General features: G+C 74.1%; 11 protein-coding genes. 3 read left to right on the top strand and 8 right to left on the bottom strand.

Annotation, left to right across the window (positions count from 1 at the left end):
* Positions 1–11: 11 nt before the first annotated feature.
* Positions 12–509, top strand: a complete 498-nt coding sequence (locus ACGFS9_RS04010; protein WP_393250616.1) for a hypothetical protein — start codon at positions 12–14, stop codon at positions 507–509.
* Between the two features lie 19 nt (positions 510–528).
* On the opposite strand, the gene ACGFS9_RS04005 is transcribed toward ACGFS9_RS04010, so the two are convergent.
* The 3 genes from ACGFS9_RS04005 to ACGFS9_RS03995 all read right to left on the bottom strand — a co-directional run bounded on the left by ACGFS9_RS04005 (position 529) and on the right by ACGFS9_RS03995 (position 6,441).
* On the bottom strand, positions 529–2,853 hold the full coding sequence (locus ACGFS9_RS04005) for a PAS domain S-box protein (protein WP_393250614.1): 2,325 nt from the start codon (positions 2,851–2,853) through the stop codon (positions 529–531).
* Positions 2,854–3,076: 223 nt separating this feature from the next.
* Complete coding sequence (locus ACGFS9_RS04000) at positions 3,077–5,050, bottom strand: N-acetylmuramoyl-L-alanine amidase (protein ID WP_393250612.1); 1,974 nt, start codon at positions 5,048–5,050, stop codon at positions 3,077–3,079.
* 263 nt (positions 5,051–5,313) lie between these two features.
* The gene (locus ACGFS9_RS03995) at positions 5,314–6,441 is read right to left on the bottom strand and encodes an aminoglycoside phosphotransferase family protein (protein WP_393250610.1); all 1,128 of its coding nucleotides are present in this window, start codon (positions 6,439–6,441) and stop codon (positions 5,314–5,316) included.
* Between the two features lie 235 nt (positions 6,442–6,676).
* Here ACGFS9_RS03995 and ACGFS9_RS03990 point away from each other — a divergent pair, with 235 nt between their 5' ends.
* Complete coding sequence (locus ACGFS9_RS03990) at positions 6,677–8,176, top strand: hypothetical protein (protein ID WP_393250608.1); 1,500 nt, start codon at positions 6,677–6,679, stop codon at positions 8,174–8,176.
* A 120-nt stretch (positions 8,177–8,296) separates the two neighbouring features.
* Here the strand turns inward: ACGFS9_RS03990 and ACGFS9_RS03985 are convergent, their stop codons facing one another.
* The 5 genes from ACGFS9_RS03985 to ACGFS9_RS03965 form a co-directional block, all read right to left on the bottom strand.
* A complete protein-coding gene (locus tag ACGFS9_RS03985) occupies positions 8,297–9,775 on the bottom strand; it encodes a SpoIIE family protein phosphatase (RefSeq protein WP_393250606.1) in 1,479 nt (492 codons plus the stop codon).
* Positions 9,776–10,134: 359 nt separating this feature from the next.
* The gene (locus ACGFS9_RS03980; protein WP_393250604.1) at positions 10,135–10,815 is read right to left on the bottom strand and encodes a TetR/AcrR family transcriptional regulator; all 681 of its coding nucleotides are present in this window, start codon (positions 10,813–10,815) and stop codon (positions 10,135–10,137) included.
* A gap of 182 nt (positions 10,816–10,997) precedes the next feature.
* Positions 10,998–12,014 (bottom strand): Gfo/Idh/MocA family protein, encoded by a 1,017-nt coding sequence (locus ACGFS9_RS03975; protein WP_393250602.1) that lies wholly within the window; start codon positions 12,012–12,014, stop codon positions 10,998–11,000.
* A 455-nt stretch (positions 12,015–12,469) separates the two neighbouring features.
* Positions 12,470–14,044 (bottom strand): glutamate synthase-related protein, encoded by a 1,575-nt coding sequence (locus tag ACGFS9_RS03970; protein WP_393250600.1) that lies wholly within the window; start codon positions 14,042–14,044, stop codon positions 12,470–12,472.
* Between the two features lie 216 nt (positions 14,045–14,260).
* Positions 14,261–15,877 (bottom strand): alpha/beta hydrolase, encoded by a 1,617-nt coding sequence (locus tag ACGFS9_RS03965; protein ID WP_393250598.1) that lies wholly within the window; start codon positions 15,875–15,877, stop codon positions 14,261–14,263.
* Positions 15,878–16,166: 289 nt separating this feature from the next.
* On the opposite strand from ACGFS9_RS03965, the gene ACGFS9_RS03960 reads away from it, so the two are divergent.
* Complete coding sequence (locus ACGFS9_RS03960; RefSeq protein WP_393250596.1) at positions 16,167–16,916, top strand: chaplin; 750 nt, start codon at positions 16,167–16,169, stop codon at positions 16,914–16,916.
* Positions 16,917–17,017 lie beyond the last annotated feature (101 nt).

Raw genomic sequence — 17,017 nt, 5'->3', positions numbered from 1 at the left:
ACCATTGCGGCATGTCCTTCCTCCGCCGCCGCAGCGCCACGCCCGCCGGGCCCGACTTCGACGTCCTGGCCATGGACCCGGGCGACTGGCCCGGCAACCTCGGCGCGGGCCTGCTGCCCGCGCCCGACGGCAGCTGCCAGGGCGTCTTCCTGCGCTACGACCTGTTCGGCGGCCGTGGCCCCGCGATGATCATCGGCAATCTGCCGGAGGGCTCCCCGGCCCGTGACGTCGCCGAGGGGGAGGTCCCCTTCGAGGTGGCCCAGCTGCTGATCGCGCTGGAGAACGACGAGGAGGTCACGGTCACCGGCTCCGAGGACATGCCGGTCATGCACGGCGACAACCTCATGATCGTCCGTCGGCTGAAGCTCTCCGAGACGCGCATCTCCTGCGTCCAGTTCGACCGCAGCGACAACGTCCTGGTGACCATCGCCGCCTGGGACCGGCCGATCACCGACGACCTGTACGCCCTGCTGAAGCCGCTGCCCGCGGAACTCTTCCAGCAGGGCTGACCGCGGACGGCCCCCGGCCTCACAGCCTGAGGGTGAACCAGGTCGTCTTGCCCGTGTCGGTCGGCCGCACGCCCCAGTCGTCGGCGAGCGCGCGCACCAGGATCAGGCCCCGTCCCGACTCCTCGTCCTCGGCGGCCATCCGGGGCTGCGGCAGGCGGGGGCTGCGGTCGCTGACCTCCACGGTCAGATCGGTCGTCGTGCGGCACAGATGCAGGCCGATCGGGCCCTGCGCGTGCAGGACGGCGTTGGTGAGGATCTCCGAGAGCAGCAGTTCGGCGTCGTCGACGCTTCGTGCGCAGTCCCACGAGAGCAGCGTCTCGCCGAGGAAGGCCCGGCCCCGCGGAACCGACTCGCGCACGGCGGGCAGATCGGTGTGGACCGAGCCCAGTGGTGTGTCGGGCAGCCGCGTGAGCAGCAGCGTCACGTCGTCGTTGTGCCCGTCCGCGTCGGGCACAAGGGTGGCCAGCACGTGGTCGGCGGCCTGCTCCAGATCGGGCGCGGTCCTGAAGAGGTCGCCGAGGGTGTCGACGAGTGCACCGAGCTGGTCCTCGATGTCGCTGCCGGGCGTCTCGATCAGGCCGTCCGTGTAGAGGACGAGGGTCGCCCCCGGCGGGATCACCGCCGTCGCCTGCTGGTAGAGGACGCCGCCGACGCCCAGCGGCGCGTTCACGGGGGCGGGCAGCGGCCGGGCTCCGGCGCCCGGGGTCGCCACCAGCGTCGGGAGGTGACCCGCCGAACAGACGGTCACCGCGCCCGCGTCGGCGGAGACGACGAGGTAGCAGCAGGTCACCAGCTGGTCGGGGACGTCCAGATCACCCACGACCGTCTCCAGCGCCTGCATCAGCTGCCGCGGCTGCATCCCCGTCGTGGCGAGGGCGTGCGCCGCCGAACGCAGCTGGCCCATCACCGCCGCGGCCTCCAGACCGCGTCCCATCACGTCGCCGATCAGGACGCCGACCCGGCCCGCCCCGAGCGGGATCAGGTCGAACCAGTCGCCGCCGACCCCGGCGCCCTGGGTCGCGGGGCGGTACCGGCTGGCGGTGGTCAGGCCCGGGATCGCCGGCGGGGTCCCCATCAGACTGCGCTGGAGCGTCAGCGCGATGTGCCGCTGCTGCTCGTAGAGGAACGTCAGCTCCTCCTCCGCCTTCTTGCGGTCGCTGATGTCCCGCACGATGGCGCACGCCCCGACGACCGCGCCCTCGGGGGAGCGCGTGGGCCACAGCGTGATGTCCACGTCGAGCAGGTCGCCCGAGCGGGTGAGCCGCAGCGTCTCGAAGTGCTCGACCTTCTCGCCGCGGCGCAACCGGTCGAGCAGCGCGTCGATCTCGTCGTGCCGCTCCGTGGTGGCCAGGAGGGAGACGTGCCGGCCCATCACCTCGGCGCGCGTGTAGCCGTACAGCCGTTGCGCGGCGGCGTTCCAGTAGGTGATCTCGCCGTCGAGGGTCTTGGCGAGGATCGCGTCCTGGGACGACTCGACCAGGCCGGCCAGTTCGTTGATCCGGGCCTCGGCGTGCTTGCGGTCGCTGACGTCGCGGACGGCGGCGGAGACGAGGAGGCCGTCGGTGGTCTCCATGGGGCTGAGGCTGATCTCGACGGGGAATTCGGTGCCGTCCTTGCGCAGGCCGTGGAGTTCGAGTTCGGCGCCCATGGGCCGGACCTGCCGGTTGGCGGCGTAGCCGTTGCGGTGTGCGGTGTGGTGGGCGCGGAAGCGGCCGGGGACGAGGAGTTCGACGGGGCGGCCGAGGAGTTCCTCGCGCCGGTAGCCGAAGAGTGCCTCGGTCTGGGCGTTGACGAGGCGGATGGTTCCGGTGTCGTCCACGATGACCATGGCGTCGGGCGCCGCCTCCAGCAGCCCCCGGAACCGCTCCTCCGCGGCCTTGCGGTCGCTGACGTCGCGGACGGCGGCGGAGACGAGGAGGCCGTCGGTGGTCTCCATGGGGCTGAGGCTGATCTCGACGGGGAATTCGGTGCCGTCCTTGCGCAGGCCGTGGAGTTCGAGTTCGGCGCCCATGGGCCGGACCTGCCGGTTGGCGGCGTAGCCGTTGCGGTGTGCGGTGTGGTGGGCGCGGAAGCGGCCGGGGACGAGGAGTTCGACGGGGCGGCCGAGGAGTTCCTCGCGCCGGTAGCCGAAGAGTGCCTCGGTCTGGGCGTTGACGAGGCGGATGGTTCCGGTGTCGTCCACGATGACCATGGCGTCGGGCGCCGCCTCCAGCAGCCCCCGAAACCTTTCCTCCGCCCCCGTCGGCACGGCACCACCGGTCGCGTCGCCACCGCACGGACAGCGCCCCGGATCATCCACCGTGACCATGAGTCGTGTGGAAGTCTCGTTGACGAAGTAGCCCATGCCCGCCCCAGATATGCCGCTTGATGTGATTCGGCCCATCTCAGCGCACACCGGCCGCGGCTGCGGTGACATGTCGTTTTCTGGCCGCAGCCCGGCCGAAGCTGATCTCGGCGGCACATTCCCTGGTCGAATGCCCCGGTCACCGCCTGCGGGCCCTCGGCGGGAACGGCTCCGGGGCCGGGAGGCGCTGTCGCCGTCCCGGCCCCGGAGGAGGAGCGGGCGGCTACCGGACGAGGTCGACGTCCGCCGCGCGGACGAACTCCACCCGGTGCCCGTACTGGATCTCGTAGTACATGTCCTGCCCGACCACCACCGTGTGGCCCGTCGTGTCGAAGGTCGGGGAGAAGAAGTACTCGCCCGGCACCTTGTCACCGACCGCGTACCGCTGCCCCGCGAGGATCTTGTAGGGCAGCGGGGCGACCGCCTGCACCGGCACGCCCGCCGGATACGCCGCCGCCTCCGGGTAGGCCCTGCCGTACACCGGAACCTCCTGGAGCCCCGCCTTGGGCGTCACGACCGGGCCGGACGCGCCGACCGCCGTCGGCTGCCTGCGCGGGTTGCGGAACCACGCCTTCTGCCCCAGGTACCAGATCGCCGTCCAGTCCCCGGCACGGTCGGCCACCGCGTAGCGCTGCCCGGTGGACACGCGCGACCCCACGTCGTTGACGCCCGTCGTCGAGGCGGCACCGCTCGGGTACAGGCCGATGTCCCGGACGAGCGGCGCACTCTCGTCCGGCTGCGAGTAGAGCCGCACCTCGCTGGAGCCGTGCGCGGGGCACGGCACGTCCTTGGTCGTGCAGCCGGTGTACACCGGCTGGTTCTCCGCGAAGTCCGGCAGCACCGTGACCAGTGCGCCGTGCCGTGCGGGCGTGCGGTGGAAGGGGCGGCCCAGCAGGGTGAAGTAGTGCCGCCAGTCCCAGTACGGGCCCGGGTCCGTGTGCATGCCCGGGACGGTGGACGTGGTCGGACCCGGCACGTTGTCGTGGCCGAGGATGTGCTGCCGGTCCAGGGGGATCGAGTACTTCGCCGAGAGGTAGCGCACCAGGCGCGCCGAGGCCCGGTACATCTCCTCCGTGTACCAGGCGTCCGGCGAGGTCAGGAAGCCCTCGTGCTCCAGGCCGATCGACTTCGCGTTGACGTACCAGTTGCCGGCGTGCCAGGCCACGTCCTTGGCCTTCACGTGCTGGGCGATGTGACCGTCGGTGGAGCGCAGCGTGTAGTTCCAGGACACGTAGGTCGGGTCCTGCACGAGGTTCAGGACACCGTCCCAGGTGCCCTCCGTGTCGTGGATGACGATGTACTTGATGCTCTGGGCCGCCGGACGGTCGCCCAGGTCGTGGTTGCCGTAGTCGCCGTCGCCGAACTCCTCGTAGGGGGCGGGGATCCACTCGCAGGACACCGTCCGCGGGCACTCGGTGCCGTCCGCCGACGCCGTCCGCAGCCCGGCCCCGCGCAACTGCGCCGGTTCGGGGCGCAGGTCCGGCTGCGCGGCGAGCGTCAGCCGCTGGCCGGTGTCCGTGGTGCGCGACTCGCCGGTCCGCAGCACCGCGAACACGTCGTCGGCATACGTCGCCGCGGTCGCGCTGTCGTCCGCGCCCGAGAAGCGCGCCACCGCCCCGTACCAGTCCGCCGGGTCGGCGCTGAGCGGCCGGCCCAGGTCCTTCTGCGCGGCGGCCAGCAGTGCGGCGCCCCCCTCGACGTTCGCCGCGGCGTCCGTGCGCAGCCGCTCTGCGGACAGTCCGGACAGGCCGGCCGCCTTCGTCAGCGTCGTCAGGCGCGCCGGGAGTTCGGCCGCGGTGGGCGGCTTCGCGTCCGGCGCGGGCAGCGGCCGGGAGCCGTCGCCGCGGGCGTCCTCCGTGCCGTCGCCGTGGTGCGGTGTCCCGGCGATCGCCGTCCGGGCGTCGGTCAGGTGCATGGGGCCGTAGCCGCCGCTGACGCTCGGCGCCCCGGCGTGGGTGTCCCAGCGGGACTGCAGGTAGGACACGGCGAGCAGCACGCTCTGCGGCACGTGGTGGGCGCTCGCCGCGGCGCCGAAGGCCTGCTGGAGGCCGCCGGCCGCGGGCTTCTCGGCCGCGGAGGGCGCGGGCGCCGCGCCGAGCAGCGGCAGCAGCATTGCCGCCGAGGCGACGGTCACCCCCGCCCGGCGGACGCGTCTGTGTCCGGTGGTGCCGTGGGGGTCGATGGCGGAGCGGTGCAATGCAGCCTCCTGGGACGGTCGAGCGCGGTGGGGCGTGCGGGCCGAACGCGTCAGTGCTACCGGCTCCCGGACGATCCGTCAATCATGCGCAGGGCGAGGCGATTTCCCATGTCAGCGCGGGGCGGAGAGCTTTCCTCGGGGGCGGTCCTCCCGCCTGCGCGGCATCAGTGGCCTGGACCAATGACCCGGTCGGAGGCGGCCCGGACATGCCGGAGGCCCGCGGGACACCACGTGTGGGTGCGGTCCGCGGGCCTCCGGTCCGGTCAGCGGGTGCCGACCGCCGCGCGAACGGCCCGCCGGGCCATCTGGCAGTCGTCGTGCAGCCGTCGCAGCAGCAGCCGCTGCTCCTCGCCGGCCGGCGGCGCCTGCCCCGGTGCGCTCGGCGCCGGGTCCTGCAGGGAACGCTGCACGGCCGTCTCGTAGGTGCGGATCTCCCGGGTCAGCACGAGCATCAGGTTCACCAGGAAGGCGTCACGGGAGGCCGGGCCGGCCGCCTGGGCGAGCTGGCTGATCTGACGGCGCGCCACGGGAGCGGCACCGAGGACGGCCCACAGGGTCGCCAGGTCGTAGCCCGGGAGGTACCAGCCGGCGTGCTCCCAGTCCACCAGCACGGGGCCGGCCGGCGAGAGCAGCATGTTCGACAGGAGGGCGTCGCCGTGGCAGAACTGGCCCATGCCCTGGCGTCCCGACGATGCGGCGATGCCGTGCACGAGTTTCTGGAGGTCGCCCATGTCCCGGTCCGTGAGCAGGCCCTGCTCGTGGAACCGGGAGATCCGCTGCGCGTAGTCCAGCGGGGCGTTGAACGTGCCGGCGGGCGGCCGCCAGGTGTTCAGCCGGCAGACGGCGCCCAGCGCGGCCCTGATGTCCGCGCGGGGCGGGGCCTCGACCGGGTGCCGCTGGAGGGCCGCCACCCGGCCGGGCATCCGCTCGATCACGAGGGTGCAGTTGTCCGGGTCCGCCGCGATCAGCCGGGGCACCCGCACGGGCGGGCGGTGCCGGACGAACGAGCGGTATGCCGCTATTTCATGCCGGATCCGCTCGGCCCAGACGGGGGAGGGGTCCAGTAAACACTTGGCGACGGCCGTGCTGCGTCCCGTCGTTCCGACGAGGAGCACGGAGCGTCCGCTGCGCCTGAGCACCTGGACCGGAGCGAACTCCGGGCAGATCCGGTGCACCGACGCGATCGCCGTGCGCAGCTGGGCGCCCTGTGGGCCGGACAAGTCGAGTCTCCCGCTGAGCGGTTGGGTGCCGATCCCCGGCACGCGCCGCGCCCGGCCGGCCCCGAGGACGGGAGCCGCCTGGCGCGCGGGGTCGAGGTAGGGGCCGCTGCCCACCGGGCGGGGGTGCAACGACCGGGGCGGAGCGGACACGGAGGACGATGCTGTGTACATGGGCGAAACAGATCCCTTCGTGTGCCTGCGAGTTGCCGCGCGCCCCGACCGGTCGCCCGCTCGGTCCATCCTGGGGAATGTCCCCGGGAGACCGGATCGGGGTGGCGCATTCCTACCTGACACCCGACCTCCACTGGCACACCATCTGGCGCACCCTGGCGAACCCTGGCGAATAGTCGCTCAGCAACTGACAGGCGGTTACTGTCGAAATCAGCCGAGAACCTGGGGGCTTGACGTGAACGGACAACCCAACACCCGCCTGGCGGACCTGTTCGGCCTGGCCGGCTGGTCGAAGGGCGAACTCGCGAGGATGGTCAACCGGCAGGCGGCGGCCATGGGCCACCCCCAGCTGGCGACCGACACCTCGCGGGTGCGGCGGTGGATCGACATGGGAGAGATCCCGCGCGATCCGGTGCCGCGGGTGCTGGCGGCCCTGTTCACCGAGCGTCTCGGCCGTGTCGTGACCATCGAGGACCTCGGTCTGGTCAGGCACGGGCGCGCGGGGAAACGGCAGGGCGGCGGGAGTGTGGAACATCCCGACGGAGTGCCGTGGGCGCCCGAGCGAACCGCCGCGGTCCTCACCGAATTCACGGGAATGGACCTCATGCTCAACCGACGCGGCTTGGTGGGCGCGGGTGCCGCGCTCGCCGCGGGATCCGCACTCAGCTCGGCCATGCACGACTGGCTCCGCACCGATCCGGCCCTCACGGCCGACGCTCCGCAGTTCGACGACCCCCTGCACGCCGACCCCGCCGGGTTCGACCGCTACGAGGCCGCCCCCATCGGGTCGCAGGAGATCGAGGAACTGGAGCGTTCCGTCGAGGTGTTCCGGGCCTGGGACGCGTCCCGCGGCGGCGGGCTGCAACGCAAGGCCGTGGTGGGCCAGCTCAACGAGGTGGGAGGCATGCTCTCCTACCATCACCCCGACCATCTCCAGCGGCGGCTGTGGGGCGTCGCCGCCAACCTCGCCGTCCTGGCGGGCTGGATGTCGCACGACGTGGGCCTGGAACCCACCGCCCAGAAGTACTTCGTCATCGCCGCGCACGCGGCCCGGGAGGGCGGCGACCGGCCCCGTGCCGGAGAGGCGCTCTCCCGGGCGGCCCGCCAGATGGTGCACCTGGGCCGACCGGACGACGCCCTCGATCTGATGAACCTCGCCCAGTCCGGCTCCGGCGGCGAGGTGCTGCCGCGCACCCGGGCCATGCTGCACACCATCGAGGCGTGGGCGCAGGCGTCGATGGGCAAGGGCCAGGCCATGCGGCGCACGCTCGGCGTGGCGGAGGACCTGTTCGTCTCCGACCGCGGCGACGTGCCGCCCCCCAGCTGGATGCAGATGTTCGACGAGGCCGACCTGCACGGCATGCAGGCGCTCGCGTACCGCACGCTCGCCGAGCACGAGCCGGCCGCGGCGGCCACGGCGCAGCGGCACGCGAAGGAGGCGCTCAAGCTCCGGGAGTCGGGGCGGGACCGGTCGAAGATCTTCGACCACATCTCGCTGGCGTCGGCCTGCTTCATCGCCGACGACCCCGAACAGGCCGACCGCTACGCACGGCTGGCCCTGACGTCGATGGGGGCCAACTCCTCGCATCGCACCTGGGACCGGTTGCGCGAGATGTACCGGCTCACGGGCCAGTACTCCAGCTATCCGAAGATCAGCGATCTGCGGGAGGAGATCAAGCTCGCGCTGCCCCGGCCGGCCTCGAAGCAGCGGGCCGCCGACAGCGCCCGTGCCTGAGCGGAGGGTTGAGGGCGGAAGCGGTTCGCGCGGACGGCGCACGGTCGTCGGTCCGGCTGCCGACGGTACGGATGGGGGCTGCGGCCCCGGTGCGGGACCGGCGGGTCGCCACGCGGCCGGTCAGGGACCGACGGTGACGACGAGCACGCAGACCCGGTCCGCGCGCCCGGTCGTGCCGAACTCCTGGAGGACGATGCCGAGGCAGTCCTGCGCCGTGCGGGCCGCGCCCAGGCGGGGTGCGAGGCGGAGCAGGTCGCGGACGGTGTCCGCGGGGTCCTCGCCTCCGCCGCCGAGGGACGGCGCCGGTCCGGCGGTGTGGAGGAGGAGTACGTCGCCGGCCCGGAGGGTCTCCTCGGCCTGTCCCGGTCCGGCGCTCGGGGAGTGTCCGGGCGCAACGCCGTCCGGCCCGGTCAGCGCCCGTCCTGTTCCGTCGCGGAACAGCAGCGGGGCGAAGGGGCCCGTCCGGGCCCAGGTGAGGGTGCCTGTTCCGGGCCGGTAGCGGCAGCAGACCGCGCTGCCGTGGGCCGGGTCGGCGGTGGCGCGCGCAGCGGGCCGGGGAGCGGTGTCGAGCAGGTGGTCGAGTCCGGAGAGGAGCTGACCGGGTTGTGTGCCCGTCACCGCCATGCCGCGCAGCGCTCCGCGCAGCATGGCCGGTGCCGACGGATCGGACGCCAGCCGCCCGGAGAGCGAACCGGCGCTCAACAGGGCGTCACCGTCCGGTAGTTCGAAGGCGTCGTACCAGTCGCCACCGGTCGGTGCGGCGGTCGGGGCGAGAGCGGGATGAGCGGCGAGGCCGAAGGGTCCGGTCGCCCGGTGCTCGCTGCGCGACACGTCCTGCGGCGGTGGACCGGACGCCGTGTCGGGGTCGGCCGCCGGTGGCCGGCCGGTCCCTGCCGGGTGCTGTCCGCGCTCCAGCGAGTCGCGGCTGTCGGTCACGGTCCACTCGGTGCGGCGCAGTTCGCTGACATCGCGCAGGACGGCCCACATCGCCGCGGTGCTGCCGTCGGCGCCGAGGACGGGTTCGCCCATCATGTGCACCGTCCGGACGTCGCCGTCGGGCCGGACGACGCGGAACTCCCCGTCGATCGGCTTGGCGTCGATCAGGCAGTCCGTGACCATCGCCGTGAGCATCGGCCGGTCCTCGTCGAGGACGAGGGACGGCAACTCGTCGAGGGTGAGCGGGGGAGCGGCCGCGTCCCGGCCGAGGATGCGGTACAGCTCTCCCGACCAACTCGCCTCGTCCGTCAGCAGGTTCCACTCCGCGCTGCCGACCCGGCTCAGCAGTGCCCCCCGCGAGGGCGACGGGGCGGGCCCGGGCGGCGCCGCGGTCGCGGCGCCGGCGGCCGACGGGCCGGCCGCGGGCGGGGGGCCCTCCCGCAGCTGGGCCAAGTGCTCGTCGAGGTCGTTCAGTTGGTGCAGGGCCAGCGTGCACAGCGCGCGCTGCCAGCGGCCGCGGGGGTCCTCGTCGTCGACGGGCGCCTCACGTCTGACGGCGTCCACCTCGCCGCGCAGCCGGCGCGTCTGCGAGATGAGCGCGTCGACCGATCCGTGCTGTGACGGCCGGGCGGCTGGGCGGTCCGCAGAGAGATGGGGAGGCATGACGTACTCCGATGCGGGGACGGTACGACCTGGGCTGACGGAAGGACCGCTACGACTGTGGCACAGCCCGCGACGCGCTGTAAGGGATTTGGCAACACCCGATACGGTGGTGCTTCTGGTATATGCCGCAGTCCTCCCGGGGTGGGTGACCCGTCCCGATGTGGTACTCGCTCGCCGCTCCAAGTCGTAGACAGAGTACGTGACTTGAGCCGCACCGAGTGGACTGGAACCAGCCTCTCGCGCCCTCGTTCGAGGGACGTGTGTGCGGGTGGTGCGCGCCGCTGAGCGCCGCCCGCGGCGGACGCCTCGGACGACCGTGCGGTGCGCCCCGCCAGGCCCTCCCGCCGGCCGCCCGTCGTTCAGGAGGGCCGGAGGAAATCCGTCACCGCGGTGGCGTAGAGGAACGCGGGATCGATGCCCATCGACGCGAAGTTGCCCTCGATCTCCAGACCGACCAGGCCGTGCAGCTGTGCCCAGAGCATCGTGGACCGCGCGGCCACCGCCTCGGGCACGTCCTCGAAGCCGTGGCGCTCCATCCAGGCGCGGAACTCCGCCGCGGCGCCCTCCGGGACCTCCGCGCCGGAGTCCGCCAGCGCTCCCACCGCGTCGAGCAGCACGGTCATGGCGGGCCGGGACGCCTCGACCAGCGGGTCCGACTGCGCGTCGTAGCCCGGCAGGGGGGCCCGGAACAGCAGGCGGTAGCGGTGCGGCTCGGCCCGCGCCCAGGCGCGGTAGGCCCGGACCAGTTCCGCGAGGCGGCCCGCCGCGTCCGCCGGGCATGCCGCGGCGGTGCGGGCCAGTTCCGCCGCGAGATCGCCGTAGGCGTCGACGACCAGCTCCGTCAGGAGGCTGTCGCGATTGGCGAAGTACCGATAGAGCGCCGGCCCCGTCATTCCCAGCTGCCGGGCGATCGCGTTGAGCGACAGGGCCTCGGGGCCGCCCTCGGAGAGCTGGCGCAGCGCCGCGGTCTTCACCTCCTGCCGGACCTGCGCGCGGAACCGGTCGCGCGGGCCCGTGCCCGTCGGGGTGCCTGCGGCCATGCCGTCACCTTCTCGTGTCACGTGGGAGAGGGGTCTCCACCCGGGACGGGCAGCGGTGTTAGATGCTATCGCAAAGGAAACAGTGCGTAACAGCGGTGCCGGCTCGCCCCGGCGTCCGGCCGGTTCCTCCCGGGCCCCGGCGCGCGGCGGAGGCTGCTCGGCGGCGTCCGCGGAGCCGGGGTTCAGTGCACCGGGAGGTCCGGACGCGGGGCGAGGTCCACGGCGACCCGGTCTCCGGTCTCCAGCGCCCGGACCCCCGCCTCGGCGACGGCGGAGGCCGCGTACCCGTCCCAGACGCCGGGCCCGGCGACCCGCCCGGCCCGGGTGGCGTCCACCCACGCCCGCACCTCGCGGTCGTAGGCGTCGGCGAAGCGCACCAGGTAGTCCCGCGCCACCTCCTCGGTCCGGCCGCCGGCGGTCGTGACGGACAGCGCGCGTTCGTCGCCGACCCGCGCGGTGCCGTCCTCGCAGACCGCCTCGCACGCCACCTGGTAGCCGAAACCCGAGTTCACGAAGATCTCGACGTCCACCAGCGCGCCGCCGGAGGTCTCGAAGACGAGGAACTGCGGATCGAGCAGGCCCGCGGGGGCGCCCCCCGCCGGACGCGGGCGCAGCACGGTCACGGCCGTGAGCTCGTGGCCCAGCAGCCAGCGTGCCGCGTCGATCTCGTGCGAGACCGAGCTGTTCACCAGCATCGCGGAGCTGAAGCCGGGCGGGGAGGCCACGTTGCGGTGGGTGCAGTGCAGCATCAGCGGGCGGCCGAGCCGCCCGCTGTCGAGCAGCGCCTTGAGCCGCTGGTACTCGGCGTCGTACCGCCGCATGAACCCCACCTGGGCGAGACGCCTGCCGAGCCGGGCCTCCGCCTCCACCACCCGCAGCGCCCCGGCCGCATCGGGTACCAGCGGCTTCTCGCAGAGCACCGGGAGCCCGCGCGCGAACGCCGCGAGCAGGGCCTCCTCGTGGGCCTCACCGGGGGAGGCGATCAGCACCGCCTCCACGCCCGGCGCGTCGAGGGCCGCCTCCGCCTCGCCGTGGACCGACACCCCGTCGATGCCCGCGGCCGCCTCCTCGGCCCGGTCCCTGTCCGGGTCCGCCACCGCGGCCACCCGGGCCCCGCTCACGGCCCGGTCGAGCCGGCGCACGTGATCGGCCCCCATGTGCCCGGCACCCAGGACGGCCACACCCAACAACTCGCTCACGCGCTGCGCACCTCTCCGGCGACGATGCGGATCTTCCCGCGATCCGATTGTGCGCCGGAGGGATCACCGACGCAGCATCCCGGCGCTGCCTTTCGCGTCACCCGGGCGTCCCCGGCGGACATGAACCGGGACCTCGGCTCCCGACTCCGGGCAGCGTCCGGCGACCGCGCGGGCGCGACCTCCCGCCCGTGCGGGCCGCCGTCGCGGACGGCGGCGTGGCATCCCTCCGGCCAGGGCGGTTCCCACCCGGCAGCCGGCGGCGCTCCACCCGCCACCGGCCGATCCGGGCGGCGAACGCCCGCCGTCCGCGCGCCGAACCCCTCACGGGCCGGACCGCCGGCGCCGCGCCGGTGGCCTCCGCGCGACGAGCGGGCGCACCGCCCGCCCCGGGGCGCCGGAGGTGCCGTGCGCCGGGCCGGGCCCACGGCGCCGTCCGCCGCACGGGACGGCCGGGCTCAGAAGGTGTCCGGGTCGGCCGCCTCCCAGTCCGCCGCCCAGTGCGGAGGAGGCGCGGCGAGCAGCACGCCGGGCGCCAGCCACTCGTACAGCTCCGCGTACGTCGCCACGCCCGCCGGCCCGGTGCGCCGCAGCAGCCGGTGCGGCGTGAGCTCGGCCGCGCTCCGCACGCCCATCGCGGCCATGATCCGACTCGCGCCGAGCACGGCGGCCCGCTGGTAGCGGTACACCCGGGCGGACTTGTCGGCCACGTCGAGCGCGCGGACCCGGCGCGGGTCCTGGGTGGCCACGCCGACCGGGCAGGTGCCGGTGTGGCAGCGGTGGGCCCGCAGACACCCGGCGGCCACCATCATCGCCCGGGCGGCGTTGGTGTAGTCGGCCCCCTGCACCAACCGCCCGACGATGTCCGAACCGGTCGCCACCCGGCCGCTCGCGCCGATCCGGATGTGCTCGCGCAGTCCGCTGCCGGCCAGCGCGTTGTGCACGGTGATCAGGCCCTCGGTCAGCGGCGTCCCGAGACGGCCGGCGAACTCCGCCGGAGCCTGCCCGGTCCCGCCCTCCGCCCCGTCCACCACCACGAAGTCGGGCGTCACGCCCTCGGCGAGCATGGCCTTGCAGACCGCCAGGAACTGGCGCCGCGAGCCGACGCACAGCTTGATGCCGGTCGGCTTGCCGCCCGCCAGCTCCCGCATCCGGGCGAGGAAGAGCACCAGTTCGCGGGGCGTCGAGAAGACCCGGTGGGACGCCGGTGACACCACGGTGGCGCCCTCCGGCACCCCGCGGGCCCGCGCGATCTCCGCGCTCACCTTCACCCCCGGCAGCACACCGCCGCCGCCCGGCGCCGCCCCCTGCGACAGTTTCAGCGACACGCACTTGACCTCGGGCAGCGCCGCCTTGTCGGCGAACTCCCGTGCCTCGAAGTCCCCTTCGGGGGTGCGGCAGCCGAAATACCCGGTGCCGATCTCCCAGACGAGGTCGCCGCCGCCCCGCAGGTGGTACTCGGTCAGGCCGCCCTCGCCGGTGTCGTGCGCGAACCCCCCGAGCGCCGCACCTCTGTTCAGCGCCAGGATCGCGTTCGCGGACAGGGCGCCGAAGCTCATCGCGGAGACGTTCAGCAGGGCCATGTCGTACGGCTGCGTGCAGTCGGGGCCGCCGACACGGACCACCGGCGGCTCCCGCGGCACCTCTGCCGGACGCATCGACGGCTCCAGGTACTCGTGTCCTTCGCGGTACACGTCCCGTTCGGCGGCGGACCGTTCCCCGGGCCCGACGCGCCGTGGCCCGGTGCGGACGAGAGCGCCGGGTCCGCCGTCGCCCGGCCCGTCCCCGTCTCCGTCGGCGGGCCCGGCGGTGTGCGCCCGCGGCTCGTGGCGCACCCCCACCGGCACGAAGGGCAGGTGCCCGACGAGCGGATAGGCGCGCAGCAGGGAGTCGCGGCGCTGGAGCAGGTCCCGGACGCCGAGCGCGCTCAGCGCCAGCAGGGGGCCCGCCGCGCACCACCACCAGGCCGTGACGGTGCCCGCGAGGAACAGCGCCCCGGCCGCGCCGAGGGCGACGAGCAGCAGCGAGAGCATCCGGCGCACCCTGCGAGTCAAACCCATCGGGCGGCGGACCGCCGACCGGGAGGAACGCCGGCCGCCGGTGCCGGCCGTCCCCCGCCCGGTGCGGGCCCGCCTCCTGTCCGGGCCGGACCCGGCGCACCGGCGTGCGCCGTCCGGGGGACCGGGGCCGCGGCGCCGGGTCCGGGGCGCGCGGCGCGTCCGTGCGCCGGGTCCGGCCCGCCGGCGGCGTCAGCCGTCGGTGTCCTCCGGGCCGCAGGAGCTGCCGCTGTCCGGCAGGGAGCCGTACAGCAGGTAGTCGTCGACCTTCCGGTGCACGCACTTGGAGGAGGCGTACCCGGTGTGCCCCTCGCCCTTGTTGTCGAGCACGACCGCCGCGGAGCCGAGCCGCTCGGCGGTCTCCTCCGTCCAGCGGTACGGCGTCGCGGGGTCCCCCCGGGTTCCCACGAGCAGCAGCTTCGGGCCCTTCACGTCCCGGACGTCCTCGCGGATGTACTCCGTGCCCTTGGGGCGCCCGTAGCACATCAGCACCTGGGTGAGCCGGTACCGGCCGAAGACCGGCGACGCCTCCTCGTAGGCGGCGCGCAGCCGGCTCATGTCGCGGGTGATCTCCCGGGCGCTCGGACGGTCCGGGTCGTCGGCGCAGTTGATCGCCATCAGAGCCGCCGGAAGGTTGTCCAGGGGGACTTCCTCGTCGTCCACGAGCCCGCTGTGCCTGCGCCCGCCCCGGGAGGCCCGGTCGCCGGCCGCCGTCTTGCGCACGGGTGCCGCGACGTCCGGCAGCGAGGCGCCGCCGCCGAGCTGGTTCAGGCCGTGGGTGTCGCCGTCCTGGACGAGCAGGCTCAGCGCCTGCTCCAGGGAGGGCCACATCTCCTTGCTGTACAGCGCCTGGCTGATCGCTCCGACCAGGTCCTGTCCGGAGAACTCCTGGCCGTAGTCCGACGGTACGGGCTCGTCGTCGAGCGAGCGGACCAGCTGGACCACCTGCTCCCGCGCGCCGCGCGCGTCCTGTCCGAAGGGGCAGGCCATGTTCTGCGCGCACCAGGTGATGAAGTCGTCCAGCGCCGTCTGCTGCCCCTCGGCGCCGGCCAGGCCCTGCTCGGCGATCGGCTCGGTCAGCGTGTCGACGCCGTCGAGGACCATCCGTCCCCGCTTCTGCGGAAACTGCGCCGCGTACACCGCGCCCAGCCGCGTTCCGTAGGAGAAGCCGAGGTAGTTGAGCTTCTTGTCGCCCAGTGCCTGGCGTATGACGTCCATGTCGCGGGAGGCGTCGACCGTGCCGATGTGGGGGAGGACCGGTCCCGAGTGCCGGGCGCACTCGCCCGCCGCCCTCTTCACCGCCTCCAGGGCCGACCTCACCGAGGCGCTGTCGGTGCCGTCCGCACCGTCGTCGGTGGCCTGGGCGATGTCGTCGACCCCCTCGCCGCAGCTGACAGGGGAAGAGCGGCCCACCCCGCGCGGGTCGAAGGTGACGACGTCGTAGCCGTTGGTCAGGCCCATGAAGTCCTTGCCGCCCAGGGCGAGCTGGGGTATCCCCGCTCCGCCGGGGCCGCCGAAGTTCAGCAGCACCGACCCCCGGGAGGTGCCCGTCGCCCGGTAGCGGGCCAGGGCCAGGTCCAGGGTGCCGCCGTCCGGCCGGGAGTAGTCGAGCGGGACGGTGACCTTGCCGCACTGGAGGTCCTTGGGCATGCCCTCGCCGTCGCAGGCCGCCCAGGTCACCTTCTGCCGGTAGAAGCGGGACAGGGAGGGGTCCTCGGCGGTCGCCGTCGTCGGCAGCCCCGCCGCCAGCAGCGTCAGCGTCGCCGCCGCGGTCGCCACGACCGCGCAGCGTTGGTGCGTGGACAGCATGCAAGCCTCCAGGGTCGCCCTGCGGTGGACCGGCGCACCCCCCGGCTCACGATAGGCGGGGCCGCTCGGGCACGCCTCCGGGCGGACACGTCCGGACCACCGGGCGTGCGAGGGTGTCCGGCGGGGCCTACGCTGCCCGACCCCGTGCCTCGTTCGGGTGGCACGGGCAGTTCGATATCCGTGACGCTCGATGGGGTGAAAGACCGTTTAGCCATAACTCGGATGGGTCTCATGCGTTTTAGGCAGTGCGGGTGAGTGCCCGTGATCTCGTCTGGAAGGCAGTGAACCCATGAAACGGGTGACCCGAAATGGTTTGATCTTCGCGGCCGCCGCCTCGGGCGCGCTGGCCGCGACCGTGCCGGCCCACGCCGACTCCTCGGCGGACGGCGCCTCGGCGGGTTCGCCCGGAGTGATCTCCGGCAACACCGTCCAGCTCCCCGTCCACGTTCCGGTGAACGTCTGCGGGAACACGGTGAACGTCGTCGGCCTGCTCAACCCGGCCGCCGGCAATCGCTGCGCCAACGACGGCGGCGGCCCGGCCGCCCGGACCTCCGGAACCCGGCGGAGCACCGCCCCCGCGTCGCACGGGGGCGCGGACACGCGGCACGGGAAGACCGCCGGCCGGGGGAACGCGGGGGGCGCGGTCGCGCACGGCGCCGCCCAGGACTCGCCCGGCCTGCTCTCCGGCAACGGCCTCCAGCTCCCGGTGGACCTCCCGGTCAACGTGAGTGGCAACGCGGTCACCGTGGTCGGCCTCGGCAACGCCTCCGCCGGCAACGAGTCCGCCAACACCCCCGTGGAGCGGCCCGAGCCCGCGCGCCCCGCCGCCCCGGCCCCGAAGCCGCCCGCCCCCGAGGCCGAGCACCCCGGGCGCGCCGTGCCGGCCGCCCCGGGCGACGTGCGGACGATGGAGAGCACCCGGGCCGCGCTCGCCCACACCGGCGCGGACGGGATGATGCCCGCCGTCGCGGCGAGCGCGGCCATGCTGCTGGGCGGTGCGATCATGTTCCGCCGGTACCGGCCGGCCTCGGTCCGCTGAACCACGCGGCGCGGACATCGGCCCCACCGGACGGCCGACTGGTGGGGCCTCCTCCCGGGCCCGGACGCGCAGCCGCTCACCGCGTGTGGTGACGCGCGTAT

Source organism: Streptomyces sp. NPDC048566 (assembly GCF_043199735.1).
GTDB lineage: Bacteria > Actinomycetota > Actinomycetes > Streptomycetales > Streptomycetaceae > Streptomyces.
This window is presented reverse-complemented; position numbering and strand designations above follow the sequence as displayed.